This is a genomic window from Pseudoalteromonas sp. Angola-30 (genome assembly GCF_028599215.1).
GTDB lineage: Bacteria > Pseudomonadota > Gammaproteobacteria > Enterobacterales > Alteromonadaceae > Pseudoalteromonas > Pseudoalteromonas atlantica.
In genome coordinates this window covers 35,302-51,247 of sequence record NZ_JAQREI010000008.1, presented here as the reverse complement: position 1 = coordinate 51,247, position 15,946 = coordinate 35,302, and the positions used below count along the sequence as shown (strand labels likewise).

Sequence of the window (15,946 nt, the reverse complement as noted above, 5' to 3'; positions counted from 1 at the left end):
ATTACTTCCTATTCGGGTGCGCCAGTAAAGGTTACTGGCGCAATGAATTTATACAACTACGGTACGAAAGTAGCTACGCCAATTTCGTTGGTTGTATCGATTTTTGGCTCAACGCTTGCAGCTTTTGTTAAAATAGCTGAAGGAGCAATATCACGACGTAAGTTCATTTCTGATTCTGTACGAATTAAATCGCCACGTAAAGAGTTTGGTAACGCTTCGGTAATACGTACATCAACAAACTGGCCGATCACTGTGTGTGGGCCAACAAAGTTAACTACACGGTTGTTTTCGGTGCGGCCACGTAATTCCATTGGGTTCTTTTTAGAAGGCCCCTCAACTAAGATACGTTGCTCTGTATCAAACATTTGGCGGCTAATTTGTTGTGCCATTTGTGTAATACGGTTTTGTAGTAGGTATAAGCGCTCTTTTTTCTCTTGCTCTGATACGTCATCAGGTAAGTCGGCGGCAGGCGTACCTGGACGCGCACTGTAAATAAAGCTAAAGCTCATATCAAAGCCAATGTCGTTAATCAGGTTCATAGTGGCTTCAAAGTCTGTTTTGCTTTCACCTGGGAAACCAATAATGAAGTCTGACGACATGCTTAAGTTAGGGCGAATTTTACGCAGCTTACGTATTGTTGATTTGTACTCAAGCGCTGTATGGCCGCGTTTCATTAAATTAAGAATACGGTCTGAACCACTTTGCACAGGTAGGTGTAAGTGATCAACAAGCTCTGGTACATCAGCGTACGCATCAATAATATCTGGCGTAAACTCTACCGGGTGCGAGGTGGTGTAACGAATACGGTCAATGCCATCAATCGCTGCTACGTAACGGATTAAATCTGAGAAGTAACAAATTTCGCCATCGTGTGTTTCACCGCGGTATGCGTTTACGTTTTGACCAAGCAGGTTTACTTCACGTACGCCTTGCTCAGCAAGTTGCGCAACTTCTAATAATACGTCATCTAATGGGCGGCTAACTTCTTCACCACGGGTGTAAGGTACAACACAAAAAGTACAGTACTTAGAACAACCTTCCATTATTGATACAAATGCAGACGGGCCTTCTGCTTTTGGCTCTGGTAAACGGTCAAACTTTTCAATTTCTGGGAACGAAATATCAACCACCGATGAGCCTTTGTCGCCTTGCACTTGTTTAATCATTTCTGGTAAACGGTGCAATGTTTGTGGGCCAAAAATAACATCAACAAACGGTGCGCGCTGGCGAATAGAGTCACCTTCTTGTGAGGCAACACAACCACCTACACCAATAATTAAATCTGGCTTGTCGTCTTTTAATAACTTCCAGCGACCTAATTGGTGAAATACTTTTTCTTGCGCTTTTTCACGAATTGAACAGGTGTTAAGTAAAATAACGTCGGCGTCTGCTGCTTCTTCCGTTAGCTGGTAGCCGTTGGTTGCATCTAAAAGATCAGCCATCTTCTGAGAGTCGTACTCGTTCATCTGACAACCCCAAGTTTTGATATGCAGCTTTTTGCTCATTGAAATATAGCCTCGTGTTCAATTCGGTAGTGGCACAAAAATGTGCTTAAAACGGGATTAAGGAGCAAGGTTGCTCACTTAAAGGACGCGTATTTTAGCTGGATACCCGCCCAGATCCAAGTATAGTTTTCATGTTTGTGATCTCAAATCAATACACAGGCAGTTTAATAGCGTGATAGTTATATACTCTCGCACTAATGCGGCGAGTTACGGTACAATCAAAACAGTTTCACGTATTAACCAAATGATGAAAAACATGACTCAAAACAAAGTGATTGTTGTAGGCGCAGGGATGGTCGGTGCGGCCATTGCCATAAAGCTTGCACAGCAAGGAAAATCAGTACAAATAATAGAAAAAAAACTGATTAACGCCGACGCCATTTTAGCAAGTGATCAGGTAGATATACGGGTATCGGCTATTAACCGTTTTTCAGAAAACCTGCTGGACGAGCTAGGGGCTATGCCTATTTTAAGGCAAAATCGATTAGCACCTTACACGCAGTTAGAAGCATTTGAGCGCGGTGGCGACAACCTATTATTTGATTGCGCCGATATTAATACTTCGCACTTAGGTCATTTAATCGAAAACAATTTAATACAAGCAAGCCTTTGGCAGCAGTTTGCACATTATAATATTGAGGTTATTGAACAATCAGCACCTTTAAGCGCTATTGAGCAAGACACAACGTCAATCACCCTCATTTATGGCGATACCCGTTACACTGCTGACTTAGTTATTGCGGCCGATGGCGGGCAATCGCAGCTACGAGCAAAGGCAAATATTGGTGTAACAGGGTGGCAGTATCAGCAGCACTGCATGGGCGTACTAATAAAGCTAGATGCGCCGCAGCAAGTAAAAACGTGGCAACAATTTACCCCTACAGGCCCGTTAGCCTTTTTACCTATGCAGGCGCCATACGCTAATTTAATTTGGTACGACAGCGCTAATACCTTACAAAACTTTAAAGGGTTAACGGCTGAGCAAATTAAAGCGCATGTTTTAAATAAGTTTCCGCTTCTTGCAGGGGATTTTGAGGTGCAAAACCATGCGGTATTTCCGCTTACCCGTCAGCATGCAAATAATTACTCTAATGGGCGTTTGGTGTTAGTGGGCGATGCGGCTCACACAATTAACCCACTGGCCGGGCAAGGCGTTAATTTAGGCTTTCAAGATGTGGTAGCACTCGCACAGGCACTTGAAGACGCTGATGATATAGGTTGTCCGCTAAAACTAAAAGAATACGAGCGAAGCCGCCGTAAAGCCAACCTATTAATGATGAGCATGATGGATGCGTGTTACTTTGGTTTTTCTAATCAAATTACGCCACTAAAATGGGCACGCAGCCAGTTTTTAAAAATGGCTAACAATACCGGTCCGTTAAAAAACTGGGTATTAAAATACGCCATTAGTGGGGAGCTTAATTAAATCCGCTTAAGTGATTGGCTAATTTAATAAATGCACAGCCAATCACTCCCTTTCTTATGCCACTTGGGCACCTGCATAGTTGTCACTATTAATTTATTCCGTTATTGCGTTTTTTTGCCATACTCAAACTACTAACCAATTAAAAGTTGTGTGTTTGTGGATATTTTTTTTATTTTTATACTCATTGTCGGCGCTTTGCTATTAACGCTGAGCATTGTGCCAACAATAAAAATTTGTAAAAAAACTAACCGTGTTTCGTGGATTTTGCTACTGGCGCTTATTTTTAGCTTTATAGTGGGTTATTGGTATGTACTTTATTATTTTGTAAATAACGATATAGCCGGATTTATTGCTATGAGCGTATCGCTAATTTTATTTGGCGGGGGCGCTTTTGTTTATTTAGTTATTCAGCTTAGTTATAAAAGTATTTTAAAAATAGACCGCTTTGCAAAACGTCAACGAACCCTTGCCGAAAACGACAGCTTAACTGGCCTCCCTAATCGAAAAAAGTTTTTTCAGGTGCTTAATAAACAAGTTAAGTACGAGCCTTCGTTTTATTTAATGCTTATAGATTTAAACCGCTTTAAATCGATTAATGACTCATACGGCAATAAAGTAGGGGATATGCTGTTAAGCATTTTTTCAAAAACTCTCAGCCATAATATTGTGGGAATAGCCAAGCTGTACCGTTTAGGCGGCGATGAATTTGCACTTATTGTTGATAACTCAGCCAATGAGGCAATTAATTTATGTATTGAAGCCATAAAAAAATCAACTAAACACCCATTTCATATTTACGAGCATAGTTTACGTGTACACGTGACTGTGGGAATAACAACCTTTGCGAATCACTCGTCGCACGCTAATGAGCTATTAAAGCAAGCAGACTTAGCACTGCATGAGGCTAAAGACACACAGCAACTGTATGTACATTACTTTGAGGCGCTGAGCACCCGAGCAAATGAGCTTTCAAATATGACCTCACGTATTAAGCACGCCATTAAAAACCACGAATTTGAGCTTTATTTACAGCCTATTTTTGATGCCAGAGCCGATGAAGTACATGGAGCAGAAGCGTTAATACGCTGGCCGCAAAGTGATGGCTCTTTTATTAGCCCAGAGGTGTTTATTGGCATTGCCGAGCAAAGTGGGTTGATATTAAATATTTCTAAATGGGTGCTACTAGAAACAATAAAGCACTTAAAGGTGTTAAAAGCAGCTGGGTTTATAGGTTCGTTGCATGTAAACCTTTCTACTAAAGATTTAGAAAGCCCGGAGTTTTATGAGTTTGTTGAAGAACTAGTAAAGCATGATCCAACGCTAAGCGACGCAATTATTTTTGAAATAACCGAATGCGCCATGATGACAAACCTAGAAGCCGCCCGCACAATGATGCAAAAACTAAATAGCAGAGGGTTTGAATTTAGTGTAGATGATTTTGGTACTGGCTTTTCTTCTTTGGTATTACTGCGAGAATTACCAATAAGCCAAATAAAAATAGATCAATCATTTATAAAATACATGCTGACTCAAATAGCAGATTACGCGATTGTTGAATCGACATTGTTTTTAGCGACGCGACTTAATTGTAAAGTGGTGGCAGAGGGAATAGAAGATAACGATCTTAAACAAACATTAACGCTAATGGATTGTGATTATTTGCAAGGGTATTATTTTAGCAAGCCAGTAAACATTAATGAGTTTATACACAAATATGCTAATGAGGAAGAGTACAGGATAATATAGAAATTGGCTGGGATACCAGGATTTGAACCTGGGAATGCCAGGATCAAAACCTGGTGCCTTACCGCTTGGCGATATCCCAACGCTAAATTTGGAATAGTTTTAGTTCTAGATAAGAACATGGTGCGGAAGGAGAGACTTGAACTCTCACATCCTAAGATACTGGAACCTAAATCCAGCGCGTCTACCAATTCCGCCACTCCCGCATTTAACATATACAGGTGTTAATGTATTGGAACCTAAATCCAGCGTCTAATTCAAGACTACTGCTAATTCCGATACTCCCGATATGGTCATTCTTTATAGCAATTTCTTTGGTAGAAGAAATTGGCTGGGATACCAGGATTTGAACCTGGGAATGCCAGGATCAAAACCTGGTGCCTTACCGCTTGGCGATATCCCAACAAAGAATTAGCTGATTATTTTAGTTCTTATCGAGAACATGGTGCGGAAGGAGAGACTTGAACTCTCACATCCTAAGATACTGGAACCTAAATCCAGCGCGTCTACCAATTCCGCCACTCCCGCATTTTTACTTTGAATAATCAAAGAAAGGTAGTTATTTTAAACTCTTCATTGAGCTGCAATTTAACTCTTGCAGAGCCACTTCTAAAAAAAGAAATGGTGGCTAAGACGGGATTTGAACCTGTGACCCCATCATTATGAGTGATGTGCTCTAACCAGCTGAGCTACTTAGCCATTGTTGGCTGGGATACCAGGATTTGAACCTGGGAATGCCAGGATCAAAACCTGGTGCCTTACCGCTTGGCGATATCCCAACAGAAAACAATTGATAGTTTAGTTCATATCAGAACATGGTGCGGAAGGAGAGACTTGAACTCTCACATCCTAAGATACTGGAACCTAAATCCAGCGCGTCTACCAATTCCGCCACTCCCGCATTTTCACTTTGAATAATCAAAGAAAGGTAGTTATTTTAAACTCTTCATTGAGCAACAAAAGAAAAATGGTGGCTAAGACGGGATTTGAACCTGTGACCCCATCATTATGAGTGATGTGCTCTAACCAGCTGAGCTACTTAGCCATCTCTTTTGTTATCACTTCATCGCTGAGTGCGGGGCGTATTATGCTGATATGACCCAAATCCGTCAACACCTTTTTTGCAAAAAAACACTTAACAGGGTTTGTTTGCAGGAAAATTAAGCTAAGAGGCTAAATTTTAATAAATTTGCTGTTTTTTTAACTGTAAATCAACTGTCAAAGTACACTAAGTAATAACAACTTAAAACCGTTAATATAAAAACTGCTGAGTATTTATGCAGTCGCTTTGTGATCAAGTTGTATTAAAACCGAGTTTATTGAGTATTTTAGCTATTGAATGAAGCTATGATACTTAACAACCAGGTTATGCAATCATTTTAAGTAGGCATAACTTGCGCTAGTTGCGTTAAAAATTACATATTAATCACCTTGTGGGGGTAGTTGGTAGGGTAATTTGCTTATTACTGATGCGTATTTATCACGCTAAATAAAGTATTTAACTTAGCTCGTTAGTATAATACCAATCCGTAATAATACTTATATCATTTTTAGGGACTAAACGTGTCGCTATCTGTGTTAATAAATTATTTTAGAACAACTAAATAGCGAATTTTCCTAGCTATCAACAGGTTTTTCTATCCCCAAAATAGATCGCTTAATTATGCTAATTGGTTTAAAAAGCTAAAAGTGATTAAGGCCATTTGTCTTTTGGGATAAAACTTATTTAGATAAAGGCATAAAAAAACCCGCATTAAGCGGGCTTTTATAAACAGATTGTTTAGGCGTAATTATACGTTGAACAAGAAGTTCATTACATCGCCATCTTTAACAATGTACTCTTTACCTTCTTGACGCATTTTACCGGCTTCTTTAGCGCCACCTTCGCCATTAAAGGCAATGTAGTCGTCATAAGCAATGGTTTGTGCGCGAATAAAGCCACGTTCAAAGTCGGTGTGAATTTTACCAGCCGCTTGTGGCGCAGTTGCACCTACTGGAATAGTCCACGCGCGTACTTCTTTTACACCTGCTGTGAAGTAGGTTTGTAAATGCAATAGCTCGTAACCACCGCGAATAACACGGTTTAGGCCTGGTTCTTCTAAACCTAGGTCTGCCATAAATTCAAGCTTGTCTTCTTCATCTAGTTCAGAAAGCTCAGATTCGATTGCAGCACACACCGGAATTACTACAGCATCTTCAGACTCTGCAATAGCACGTACACGGTCAAGGTGTGGGTTATTTTCAAAGCCATCTTCAGCTACGTTAGCGATGTACATAGTAGGCTTAATAGTTAAGAAGTTAATTGAGCTAATTGCTGCTTTTTCTTCTTTAGTAAGCTCTAAAGAGCGAAGTGTTAACCCTTCGTCTAAGTGTACTTTAACTTTTTCAAGTACTGCATTTTGCTCTTTAGCGTCTTTATCGCCGCCTTTCGCTTTTTTAGCGTTACGGAAAATTGCTTTATCAGCGCTGTCCATATCGGCAAGTACTAATTCGGTATTGATAACGTCAATATCGTCAGCAGGGTCAATAGTACCTGCAACGTGAATTACGTTTTCGTCTTCAAAACAGCGAACTACATGGCCAATTGCATCCGTTTCACGAATGTTTGCTAAAAATTGGTTTCCTAAACCTTCACCTTTTGATGCGCCTTTTACTAAACCAGCAATATCAACAAATTCCATACTGGTAGGTAGAATACGTTGAGGATTTACAATTTTTGCTAGCTCGTCTAAGCGAGGATCGGGTACCGGTACTACACCTGTGTTAGGTTCGATGGTACAAAAAGGAAAGTTAGCGGCTTCAATACCCGCTTTAGTTAGTGCATTAAAAAGCGTTGATTTACCAACATTAGGCAAGCCAACGATGCCACATTTAAAACCCATAGTAAGATACCTTGTTAAGATTCGTTTAAACGATTATGGTTTAAAAGAATGTAGTCTGTTTTGTGCTTTTAACACACCATCTTTTGCAAGTATTTCCATACAACGAACTGCTTCATCAACCGCTGCATCCATTTTTTCTTGGTCTTCTTTGGCTGCTTTTCCAAGCACCCAACCGGTAACCATTTCACGATGCCCTGGATGACCGATACCTATGCGTAAACGCATAAAATCTTTTTGGTTTGCCATTTTTGCAATAATGTCTTTTAAGCCATTATGACCGCCATGACCGCCACCTTTTTTAAGTTTGGCAACGCCTGGGTCTAAATCCATTTCGTCATGGGCAACAAGTATGTTTTCCACGGGGATTTTGAAAAAATTGGCTAAACTACCGACCGCTTTACCACTTAAGTTCATGTAGGTGGTGGGGATCAATAATTTGAATTCTTGGCCTTGGATGATCACTTTGCCAGTTAGGCCGTGATATTTAGGATCGTGTTTGAGCGTGCAGTTGTAGCGTGCTGCGAGTTCTTCAATGAACCAAGCACCTGCATTGTGGCGTGTGTTTGCGTATTCGGGGCCTGGATTAGCCAGGCCCACAAGCATTTGAATAGAATTCAAGGTGCAAGACCTTAAATATTATTCAGCAGCGTCTGAAGCTTCTTCTTCAGTAGGAGCTGCTTTGTTAGCTTTGATTGTAACTACTGACAGGTCGTGGCCTTCGCCTTTACCTAGTTCAACAGACTGAACACCTGAAGGAAGTTCAAGGTCAGAAATGTGAACTGAATCACCAACTACTAAATTAGAAACGTTAACTTCAACGAATTCTGGAAGTGCTTTAGGAAGACAAGAAATCTCAACTTCAGTTAACTGGTGAACAACCGTTGCGCCAGCTTTAGTAACTGCTTCTTCACCGATGAAGTGAAGAGGAACTTTAGTTACTAATTTGTGAGTTGCATCTACACGTTGGAAATCAAGGTGAGTGATTTTTGGCTTGAATGGGTGACGTTGAATATCTTTTAAGATAGCTTCAACAGACTCGCCGCCAACATTTAGCGTAAGAATGTGCGTGTAAAAACCTTCGCTTTCTTGTGCTTTGATCATGTCTTTATGAGCAAGAGTAAGCGATACCGCTTCTTTATCTGCACCGTAAAGGATAGCAGGTACTTTGTCTTCGCGACGTAGGCGGCGGCTCGCACCAGTACCAGTTTCTACGCGAAGTTCAGCGTTGTAAGTATAAGTTTCGTTAGACATAATGTCTCCAATAATTAAAAGTGTTAGGGCCTTTGCGACCAAGGTCCCTACCCAAAAGGCGCGCTATCATAACACCGCCCCCCGATAAAATAAACAACACATACAAAAAAAGCGCCAAAAGGCGCTTATATGTTCCAACGAATGTGTGATTTTAGTGTTCAAACATCGCTGAAATGGATTCTTCATTGCTGATGCGACGAATTGTTTCGGCTAACATGTCAGCAAGAGTCAGTACTTTTACTTTATCAAGCGCTTTTAATTCATCAGATAACGGAATTGAGTCAGTTACAATTACTTCATCAATTACTGAGTTACGAATGTTCTCTGCAGCTTTGCCAGATAAAATAGGGTGCGTTGCATAGGCAAATACGCGTTTAGCACCGTGTTCTTTAAGTGCTTCTGCGGCTTTACATAAAGTACCACCGGTATCAATCATATCATCTACGATAATACAGTCGCGGCCTTCAACATCACCAATAATATGCATTACTTGAGAAACGTTTGCTTGAGGGCGACGTTTATCAATAATAGCAAGGTCTGTGTCGTGAAGTAGTTTTGCAATAGCACGGGCACGTACTACACCACCAATATCTGGTGATACTACAACAACGTCTTCAAACTCACGCTCTTCCATATCTTCAAGTAATACAGGGCTACCAAATACGTTATCTACTGGTACGTCAAAGAAACCTTGTATTTGCTCAGCGTGTAAATCAACCGTAAGAACGCGGTCAACACCTACACTTGATAAGAAATCGGCAACAACTTTAGCGGTAATTGGAACGCGCGCAGAACGTACTCGACGGTCTTGACGTGCATAACCAAAATAAGGAATGACGGCAGTAATACGACCTGCTGATGCACGACGTAGAGCATCAACCATAACGATAAGTTCCATTAGGTTATCGTTAGTAGGGGCACAGGTTGATTGCAAGATAAAAACATCCGAGCCACGAACATTTTCATTTATTTGAACACTGATCTCACCGTCGCTAAAACGGCCAACAACAGCATCGCCTAATTCAATATACAAACGTTTTGCAACTTTTTGAGCTAACTCAGGTGTTGCGTTACCAGCGAAGAGCTTCATGTCAGGCACGGTAGGGTTCCTCAGGCACTGAATTTTTGGACTAACGGGTAAATAGGTAAAACCCACTACGCGTTAACTTATGATTACTTGTACGTTACTTCATTGATCGAATATGGCGGCAAGCTCCGTATGAGCAGGTGAGACATTTGCGCTAGAAGCAACAAAACCCTGCCAAGTATGGGGGAGGTTATCAAGTACATCTTGTGCTTGAACTTGGCTAGCAAATTCGACAAAACAACATGAACCTGTTCCGGTCATCTTCGACGGGGCGTATTTTAGCAACCACTGCAGGGTTTTTTCAACCTCGGGGCAGAGCTTTTTAACTAAAGGCTCACAATCGTTGGTTAATTTATGGGTTCGCCAATCACCTGAAATTTTTGGTGTATCGCGTTTTAAATCTGGGTGAGTGAATATTTTAGCGGTACTGACATGCTGATTAGGGTGTACAACGCAATACCATTTTTGTTCAAGCTCTACGTCAACCAATTGTTCGCCAATACCGTGTGCTATGGCGCTTTTACCACGAATAAATACCGGCACGTCGGCGCCTAATTGCAAGCCTAAGTTTGCTAATTCATCAATATTTAGTTGTGTATTCCACATTTTATTAAGTGCAAGTAACGTGGTGGCTGCATCAGATGAACCGCCTCCTACACCGCCACCCATAGGTAAACGTTTAGTGAGATTTATTTTTACACCTGATGAAATACCACAGTGATTTTTAAGCAATAACGCGGCTTTATAGATGAGATTATCGCAATCTGCTATGCCTTTCGTATCACCCGTTATTAAAATAGTGGGCGCTTCGTTAACTGAAAAGTCGAGTGTGTCGCCAAAATTTAAAAAGGTAAATAAGGTTTCTAGTTCGTGATAACCGTCATCACGGCGCGCATTGATGTGTAAAAATAAGTTAAGTTTTGCCGGTGCAATGACCGAAAAAGCTGTTTTAGTATTCATACTTAATTAAATTGCCAATTGTAGAGTTGAATTTTGATTTTAATTTGCTGATGTTTTAGCGTGACATTGCCAGGAACCCAAAAGCCACCTTGCTGTTTATAGTTTGAATACGTTATTTGCCACTTTTTATTGCTGTTATCGTACCAAATAACTTGTTGTGCACGGCCAAGTTCGTCTACTTTTAATGTTTGCGACGTTAATGTGCCTTTTAACCAGTTATCGGCGTTATCAACTGGCAGGTCAAAACCGGTTAAGCGTTTTAATAATAACGCGGCGTTAGTGTCTGTGTATGTTTTATCGTCGTAATCAAGCACCGCACCTGTGCGGGTTTGTTTAAGCGACAATATACGAGTACCAATAAACGTAGTGAGCACTAAGTTGTTTTGTTTTTCGTCTTGTTGCCAATTTAAGTTTGCAGATTGGCGCTCATCAGGGCTTATAAACGCTAATTTACCTTGTGCTTGCCAGGTTTTTTGCGCTGCTAAGCGTGGTTTCCAATCATCGTAAAGCGTTGTTTCTGTATCAATTTGGTGGGCGCAGCCCGCTAAAAACAAAAAAAGAGTGAATAAAATTAAATAATGTCGAATCAAATGTTGTTCCTTACTTTCCATATTCCGCTGATTTTTGGTAAAATTGCCGCCTTTAAAGTAGGGCGCAGCAATATTTGGCAAATATGACCATCATAGCACTTGGTATAAATCACAAAACCGCATCCGTAGAATTACGTGAAAAAGTGGCTTTTTCGCCTGAGCAAATGTCTGAGGCGCTCCAGCAATTAAGCGGTCATGCCGACTTTAACGAAGCCGTTATTGTATCTACCTGTAACCGTACCGAAATCTATTGTAGCCTTGAGCAGTCAAATTCCCAAGCACTGCTAGCATGGCTTGCCAGTTTCCATGGTTTGGATGAACACGAACTGAGCAAAAATATATATTGCCACCAAGGTGATGCAGCCATTAATCATTTAATGCGTGTTGCGTGCGGCTTAGATTCGTTGGTATTGGGCGAGCCGCAAATTTTAGGGCAAATTAAGCAAGCTTATCATAGCGCCAAAACACACGATGCTGTAGGCGTTAAGTTTGATAGGTTGTTTCAAAAAACCTTTTCGGTAGCTAAGCAGGTCCGTACCGACACCGATATTGGTGCCAGTGCTGTGTCGGTGGCGTTTGCAGCGGTTAATTTAGCAAAACATATTTATGGCAAGCTTGATAAAACCAATGTGTTATTAATTGGTGCCGGCGAAACAATAGAGCTTGTAGCTAAACATTTATATCAAAATGAGCCGCAACAAATTACGGTTGCTAATAGAACCATTGAGCGTGCACGCGGTTTAGCGCAGGAAGTGTCGGCCGATGTGATTGCGCTGGCACAACTACCTGAGCGTTTACACAAAGCCGATATTGTTATTAGCTCAACCGCCAGTACGTTACCAATTATAGGCAAAGGGGTGGTGGAGCAAGCATTAAAACAGCGCCGCCATAAACCTATGCTGTTTATTGATATTGCCGTACCACGCGATATAGAAAGCCAAGTAGGCGAGCTTGACGCAGCCTATTTATATTCCGTTGATGACTTACAAGCCATTGTAAGCGAGAATATGGCCGCGCGTGAACAGGCGGCAGAACAAGCACAATTAATAATAAGCGAACGCGTAAAAGAATTTGAAATGTGGGTTCGCTCTCTCGATTCGGTTGATTTAATTCGCCACTACCGAAACGACGTACAAACCATTAAGTCAGAACTTGTTGAGCGGGCGGTTAGTCAGCTAAATACAGGTAAAGACGCAGAAAAAATTATATTAGAGTTGGCCAATAAATTAACCAACCGCTTAATGCACGCGCCTACCCGTGCAATTCAAGATGCGGCTAAAAAAGGTGAAGTGGCACAACTAACTCAGTTGAAAAAAATGTTAGGTATTGATCAGGAATAACAGTTAAATGAAAGAGTCTGTATATCGTAAATTAGAAACCTTAGTAGAGCGCTACGAAGAAGTACAAGCGCTACTGAGCGATCCGTCGGTCATTAGTGATCAAAACCGCTTTCGTGCTCTTTCAAAAGAATACTCTGAGCTTGAAGAAATTGTAAAAACATTTTTAGCATACCAACAAGCACAAGACGATGTAGCGACTGCTGAAGAAATGTTAAAAGATTCAGACCCAGATATGCGTGAAATGGCGCAAGAAGAATACAAAGAAGCTAAAGCGCAAATTTTATCATTAGAAGATGAGCTGCAAGTGCTTATGCTTCCTAAAGATCCTAAAGATAACAACAATGTATTTTTAGAAGTACGTGCGGGTACCGGTGGTGACGAAGCGGCTATTTTTGCAGGCGATTTATTCAGAATGTACAGCCGTTACGCCGAAACACAAAAATGGAAAGTTGAAGTGGTGAGCACCAACGAAGGTGAACACGGCGGCTACAAAGAAGTTATCGCAAATATTAGCGGTGAAGGTGTGTACGGTAAGCTTAAGTTTGAATCGGGCGCTCACCGTGTACAACGTGTACCAGAGACTGAGTCGCAAGGGCGTGTACATACCTCTGCGTGTACGGTCGCAGTAATGGCCGAAATTCCTGAAGCTGAAGCCATTGAAATAAACACCGCCGATATAAAAGTAGATACCTTTAGAGCCTCTGGCGCCGGTGGTCAGCACGTAAATAAAACCGACTCGGCAATTCGTATTACTCATATTCCAACGGGTGTTGTGGTTGAGTGTCAGGATGAGCGTTCGCAACATAAAAACCGTGCTAAAGCGATGTCGGTACTTGCCGCGCGTTTACAGCAAGCCGAAGATGAAAAACGTCATGCGGCTGAGGCCTCTGAGCGCCGTAACCTAGTGGGCAGTGGCGATCGCTCTGAGCGTATTCGTACTTACAACTACCCGCAAGGGCGTATTACCGATCACCGTATTAATTTAACGCTTTATCGCTTAAACGAAGTGGTAACTGGTGATTTAGGCGCAATTATCGATCCATTAATGCAAGAGCATCAGGCTGATTTACTTGCCGCCATGGGCGATGAGTAATTGTGAGCCACACGCTTGAGCAGGCAATAGCGGTTGGTGCAACTAAACTTGCACCAACTAGCGACAGCGCTAAATTAGACGCACAAGTACTGCTGTTACATATTCTTCAAAAACCCCGCAGTTACTTATTTACCTGGCCAGATAACCTACTTAGCAGCGACGAACAGCGCCAATATGATGAATTTTGTGAACGGCGTTTAAATGGTGAACCCGTAGCGCATATTATTGGCCAGCGCGAATTTTGGAGCTTAGCGCTCGAGGTGAATGCCACGACGCTTATTCCTAGGCCTGATACCGAAACACTCGTTGAGCAAGCTTTAGCACTTACCGTGCCTGAGCAAGCAAAAGTGCTTGATTTAGGCACTGGCACCGGCGCTATTGCACTTGCACTTGGCAGTGAAATGCCAACATGGCAAATTACAGCAGTCGATAAAGTAGCAGATGCGGTGGCCTTAGCGACTCGGAATCAGCAGCGTTTAGCCATTAATAATGTGCAAGTTAAGCAAAGTAACTGGTTTAGCGCGCTGAAAAATGAGCAGTTTAATTTAATTGTGACCAACCCACCGTACATTGAACACGACGATAAACATTTAAAAGAAGGGGATGTGCGCTTTGAACCTCTTTCTGCGTTAGTGGCCGATGAGGCAGGAATGGCTGATATAAAACAAATAATTACACAATCACGTGACTATTTGCTCCCTAGTGGCTATCTTTTAATAGAACATGGTTTTGAACAGGGTGAAGCTGTTCGGCATTTGTTTAAGCAAATGGCGTATATAAATATTAAAACAGTAAAAGACTTGGGAAATAACGATCGTGTAACGCTCGCACAGTGGCCTTAATTTGATAATAAACAGCCATGATTGTGTGTTCTATAAATGCATTAAGGAACCTTTAATATGATGGGTGATTTTTTATTTTCAGATGAGCCAGATGAGTTAGAAAGTGAAGTAGAGCTTGGCACTTGGAAAGTATTAATCGTTGATGACGAACCTGAAGTTCATGCTGTTACAAAGCTTGCGTTGAGTGATTTTGAATTTCAGAACAAACGTTTAGAATTTTTAAGCGCATACTCGGGCGCTGAAGCAAAAGAATTAATAAATGCGCACCCAGATGCCGCTATTGTACTGCTAGATGTGGTAATGGAAACAGATGACGCTGGGTTACAGGTTGCTAAATTTATTCGCGAAGAAGCTAATAATAATCATATTCGCATTATTTTAAGAACCGGTCAGCCTGGGCAGGCGCCTGAACGCCAAGTTATTATTAATTACGATATTAACGACTATAAATCGAAAACAGAGCTGACAGCGCAAAAGCTGTTTACTGTGATTATGTCGAGCTTACGCTCGTATCGCGATATTATTTCTATAGAGCAATCTCGCGAAGGGCTTGAAAAAATTATTGTTGCCTCGCGCGATATATTTGCCACGCGTTCAATAGAGCAGTTTATTGAAGGGGTGATGCAGCAACTTACTTCGTTATTAGGCATTGCCGATCAAGCGGTGTATGCCACTACGTTAGTGGCGCAAAATACGCAAGAAAATAGTAACGATAAGCTAATAGTACGCTCTGGTACCGGTGAGTTTGAGCAAAGCGAGGGTAAAGAGTTAGATGCGGTGCTGCAAAACGAGCAACTAGAGGCGTGTCATCAAGCACTTAAAGATAAAAGCATAATTTATAAAGATAACTATTTATTTGCTTATTGTAGCAGCGAGTACAATCACAATTCGATGTTATTTATATCGGGGATCCCTAAAAATATAACCGATACGCAACGTAATTTAATTGAGATTTTTTCGCAAAATGTACAACTAGCATTTGAGAACGTGCAACGACAACAACGTTAATCGTTACTATAAATTTAAAAAGCACATAGCCTTGCGACTATGTGCTTTTTAGTTTGTGAGGCATAATAGCCAAAGCAGTGCGTAGGGCTTGGTATTATACCAAGCAGCAATAATACTTAATCATTTTGAGGGGGCTAAACGTGTTGCTATCAGCGTTAAAAAATTCTCATTTAGAACAACTAAATAGCAAATTTTTTGCCTAGCTATCAACACGTTTTT

The 15,946-nt window shown here is 41.2% G+C and carries 12 protein-coding genes, 8 tRNA genes and 1 pseudogene; 6 read left to right on the top strand and 15 right to left on the bottom strand.

Annotation, left to right across the window (positions count from 1 at the left end; genetic code table 11):
* Positions 1 to 56: 56 nt before the first annotated feature.
* Entirely contained in the window at positions 57 to 1,505 is a 1,449-nt protein-coding gene (gene miaB / locus PSH54_RS11830; RefSeq protein ID WP_029774570.1) for a tRNA (N6-isopentenyl adenosine(37)-C2)-methylthiotransferase MiaB, read from the bottom strand.
* A gap of 244 nt (positions 1,506 to 1,749) precedes the next feature.
* Here miaB and PSH54_RS11825 point away from each other — a divergent pair, with 244 nt between their 5' ends.
* Together PSH54_RS11825 and PSH54_RS11820 are read left to right on the top strand one after the other, a co-directional pair.
* Positions 1,750 to 2,931, top strand: coding sequence for an FAD-dependent oxidoreductase (locus tag PSH54_RS11825; RefSeq protein WP_273606247.1), 1,182 nt, complete (start codon positions 1,750 to 1,752; stop codon positions 2,929 to 2,931).
* A gap of 156 nt (positions 2,932 to 3,087) precedes the next feature.
* Positions 3,088 to 4,677, top strand: a complete 1,590-nt coding sequence (locus PSH54_RS11820; RefSeq protein WP_273606212.1) for a putative bifunctional diguanylate cyclase/phosphodiesterase — start codon at positions 3,088 to 3,090, stop codon at positions 4,675 to 4,677.
* Positions 4,678 to 4,681: 4 nt separating this feature from the next.
* Here PSH54_RS11820 and PSH54_RS11815 read toward each other — a convergent pair.
* From PSH54_RS11815 to lolB, 14 genes are all read right to left on the bottom strand, one after another.
* A tRNA-Gln gene (locus tag PSH54_RS11815) sits at positions 4,682 to 4,756 on the bottom strand.
* A gap of 39 nt (positions 4,757 to 4,795) precedes the next feature.
* Positions 4,796 to 4,880: transfer RNA gene (locus PSH54_RS11810), tRNA-Leu, on the bottom strand.
* Between the two features lie 122 nt (positions 4,881 to 5,002).
* Positions 5,003 to 5,077 (bottom strand) — tRNA-Gln (locus PSH54_RS11805).
* 40 nt (positions 5,078 to 5,117) lie between these two features.
* A tRNA-Leu gene (locus PSH54_RS11800) sits at positions 5,118 to 5,202 on the bottom strand.
* A gap of 94 nt (positions 5,203 to 5,296) precedes the next feature.
* A tRNA-Met gene (locus tag PSH54_RS11795) sits at positions 5,297 to 5,373 on the bottom strand.
* A gap of 5 nt (positions 5,374 to 5,378) precedes the next feature.
* Positions 5,379 to 5,453 (bottom strand) — tRNA-Gln (locus tag PSH54_RS11790).
* A 37-nt stretch (positions 5,454 to 5,490) separates the two neighbouring features.
* Positions 5,491 to 5,575: transfer RNA gene (locus PSH54_RS11785), tRNA-Leu, on the bottom strand.
* Between the two features lie 67 nt (positions 5,576 to 5,642).
* Positions 5,643 to 5,719, bottom strand: a tRNA-Met gene (locus PSH54_RS11780).
* Positions 5,720 to 6,464: 745 nt separating this feature from the next.
* Positions 6,465 to 7,556: a redox-regulated ATPase YchF gene (gene ychF / locus PSH54_RS11775; RefSeq protein WP_004588829.1), complete on the bottom strand. Its 1,092-nt coding sequence runs from the start codon at positions 7,554 to 7,556 to the stop codon at positions 6,465 to 6,467.
* Positions 7,557 to 7,589: 33 nt separating this feature from the next.
* Positions 7,590 to 8,174 (bottom strand): aminoacyl-tRNA hydrolase, encoded by a 585-nt coding sequence (gene pth / locus PSH54_RS11770; protein ID WP_024033868.1) that lies wholly within the window; start codon positions 8,172 to 8,174, stop codon positions 7,590 to 7,592.
* Positions 8,175 to 8,192: 18 nt separating this feature from the next.
* Positions 8,193 to 8,807, bottom strand: a complete 615-nt coding sequence (locus PSH54_RS11765) for a 50S ribosomal protein L25/general stress protein Ctc (protein ID WP_004588831.1) — start codon at positions 8,805 to 8,807, stop codon at positions 8,193 to 8,195.
* Between the two features lie 151 nt (positions 8,808 to 8,958).
* Entirely contained in the window at positions 8,959 to 9,906 is a 948-nt protein-coding gene (locus PSH54_RS11760; protein WP_004588832.1) for a ribose-phosphate pyrophosphokinase, read from the bottom strand.
* A gap of 90 nt (positions 9,907 to 9,996) precedes the next feature.
* Complete coding sequence (ispE, locus tag PSH54_RS11755; RefSeq protein WP_004588833.1) at positions 9,997 to 10,854, bottom strand: 4-(cytidine 5'-diphospho)-2-C-methyl-D-erythritol kinase; 858 nt, start codon at positions 10,852 to 10,854, stop codon at positions 9,997 to 9,999.
* 2 nt (positions 10,855 to 10,856) lie between these two features.
* Positions 10,857 to 11,444 carry a lipoprotein insertase outer membrane protein LolB gene (gene lolB / locus PSH54_RS11750; RefSeq protein ID WP_273606211.1) on the bottom strand — a complete coding sequence of 196 codons (588 nt, stop codon included), beginning with the start codon at positions 11,442 to 11,444 and terminating at the stop codon, positions 10,857 to 10,859.
* An 83-nt stretch (positions 11,445 to 11,527) separates the two neighbouring features.
* On the opposite strand from lolB, the gene hemA reads away from it, so the two are divergent.
* The 4 genes and pseudogenes from hemA to PSH54_RS11730 all read left to right on the top strand — a co-directional run.
* Positions 11,528 to 12,784, top strand: a complete 1,257-nt coding sequence (gene hemA, locus PSH54_RS11745) for a glutamyl-tRNA reductase (RefSeq protein ID WP_004588835.1) — start codon at positions 11,528 to 11,530, stop codon at positions 12,782 to 12,784.
* Between the two features lie 7 nt (positions 12,785 to 12,791).
* Entirely contained in the window at positions 12,792 to 13,877 is a 1,086-nt protein-coding gene (prfA, locus tag PSH54_RS11740) for a peptide chain release factor 1 (protein ID WP_004588836.1), read from the top strand.
* A 2-nt stretch (positions 13,878 to 13,879) separates the two neighbouring features.
* Positions 13,880 to 14,719 (top strand): peptide chain release factor N(5)-glutamine methyltransferase, encoded by an 840-nt coding sequence (gene prmC, locus PSH54_RS11735; RefSeq protein WP_248534271.1) that lies wholly within the window; start codon positions 13,880 to 13,882, stop codon positions 14,717 to 14,719.
* Between the two features lie 57 nt (positions 14,720 to 14,776).
* A pseudogene (locus PSH54_RS11730) lies at positions 14,777 to 15,718 on the top strand (DUF3369 domain-containing protein); the annotation flags it as partial.
* Positions 15,719 to 15,946: the final 228 nt, after the last annotated feature.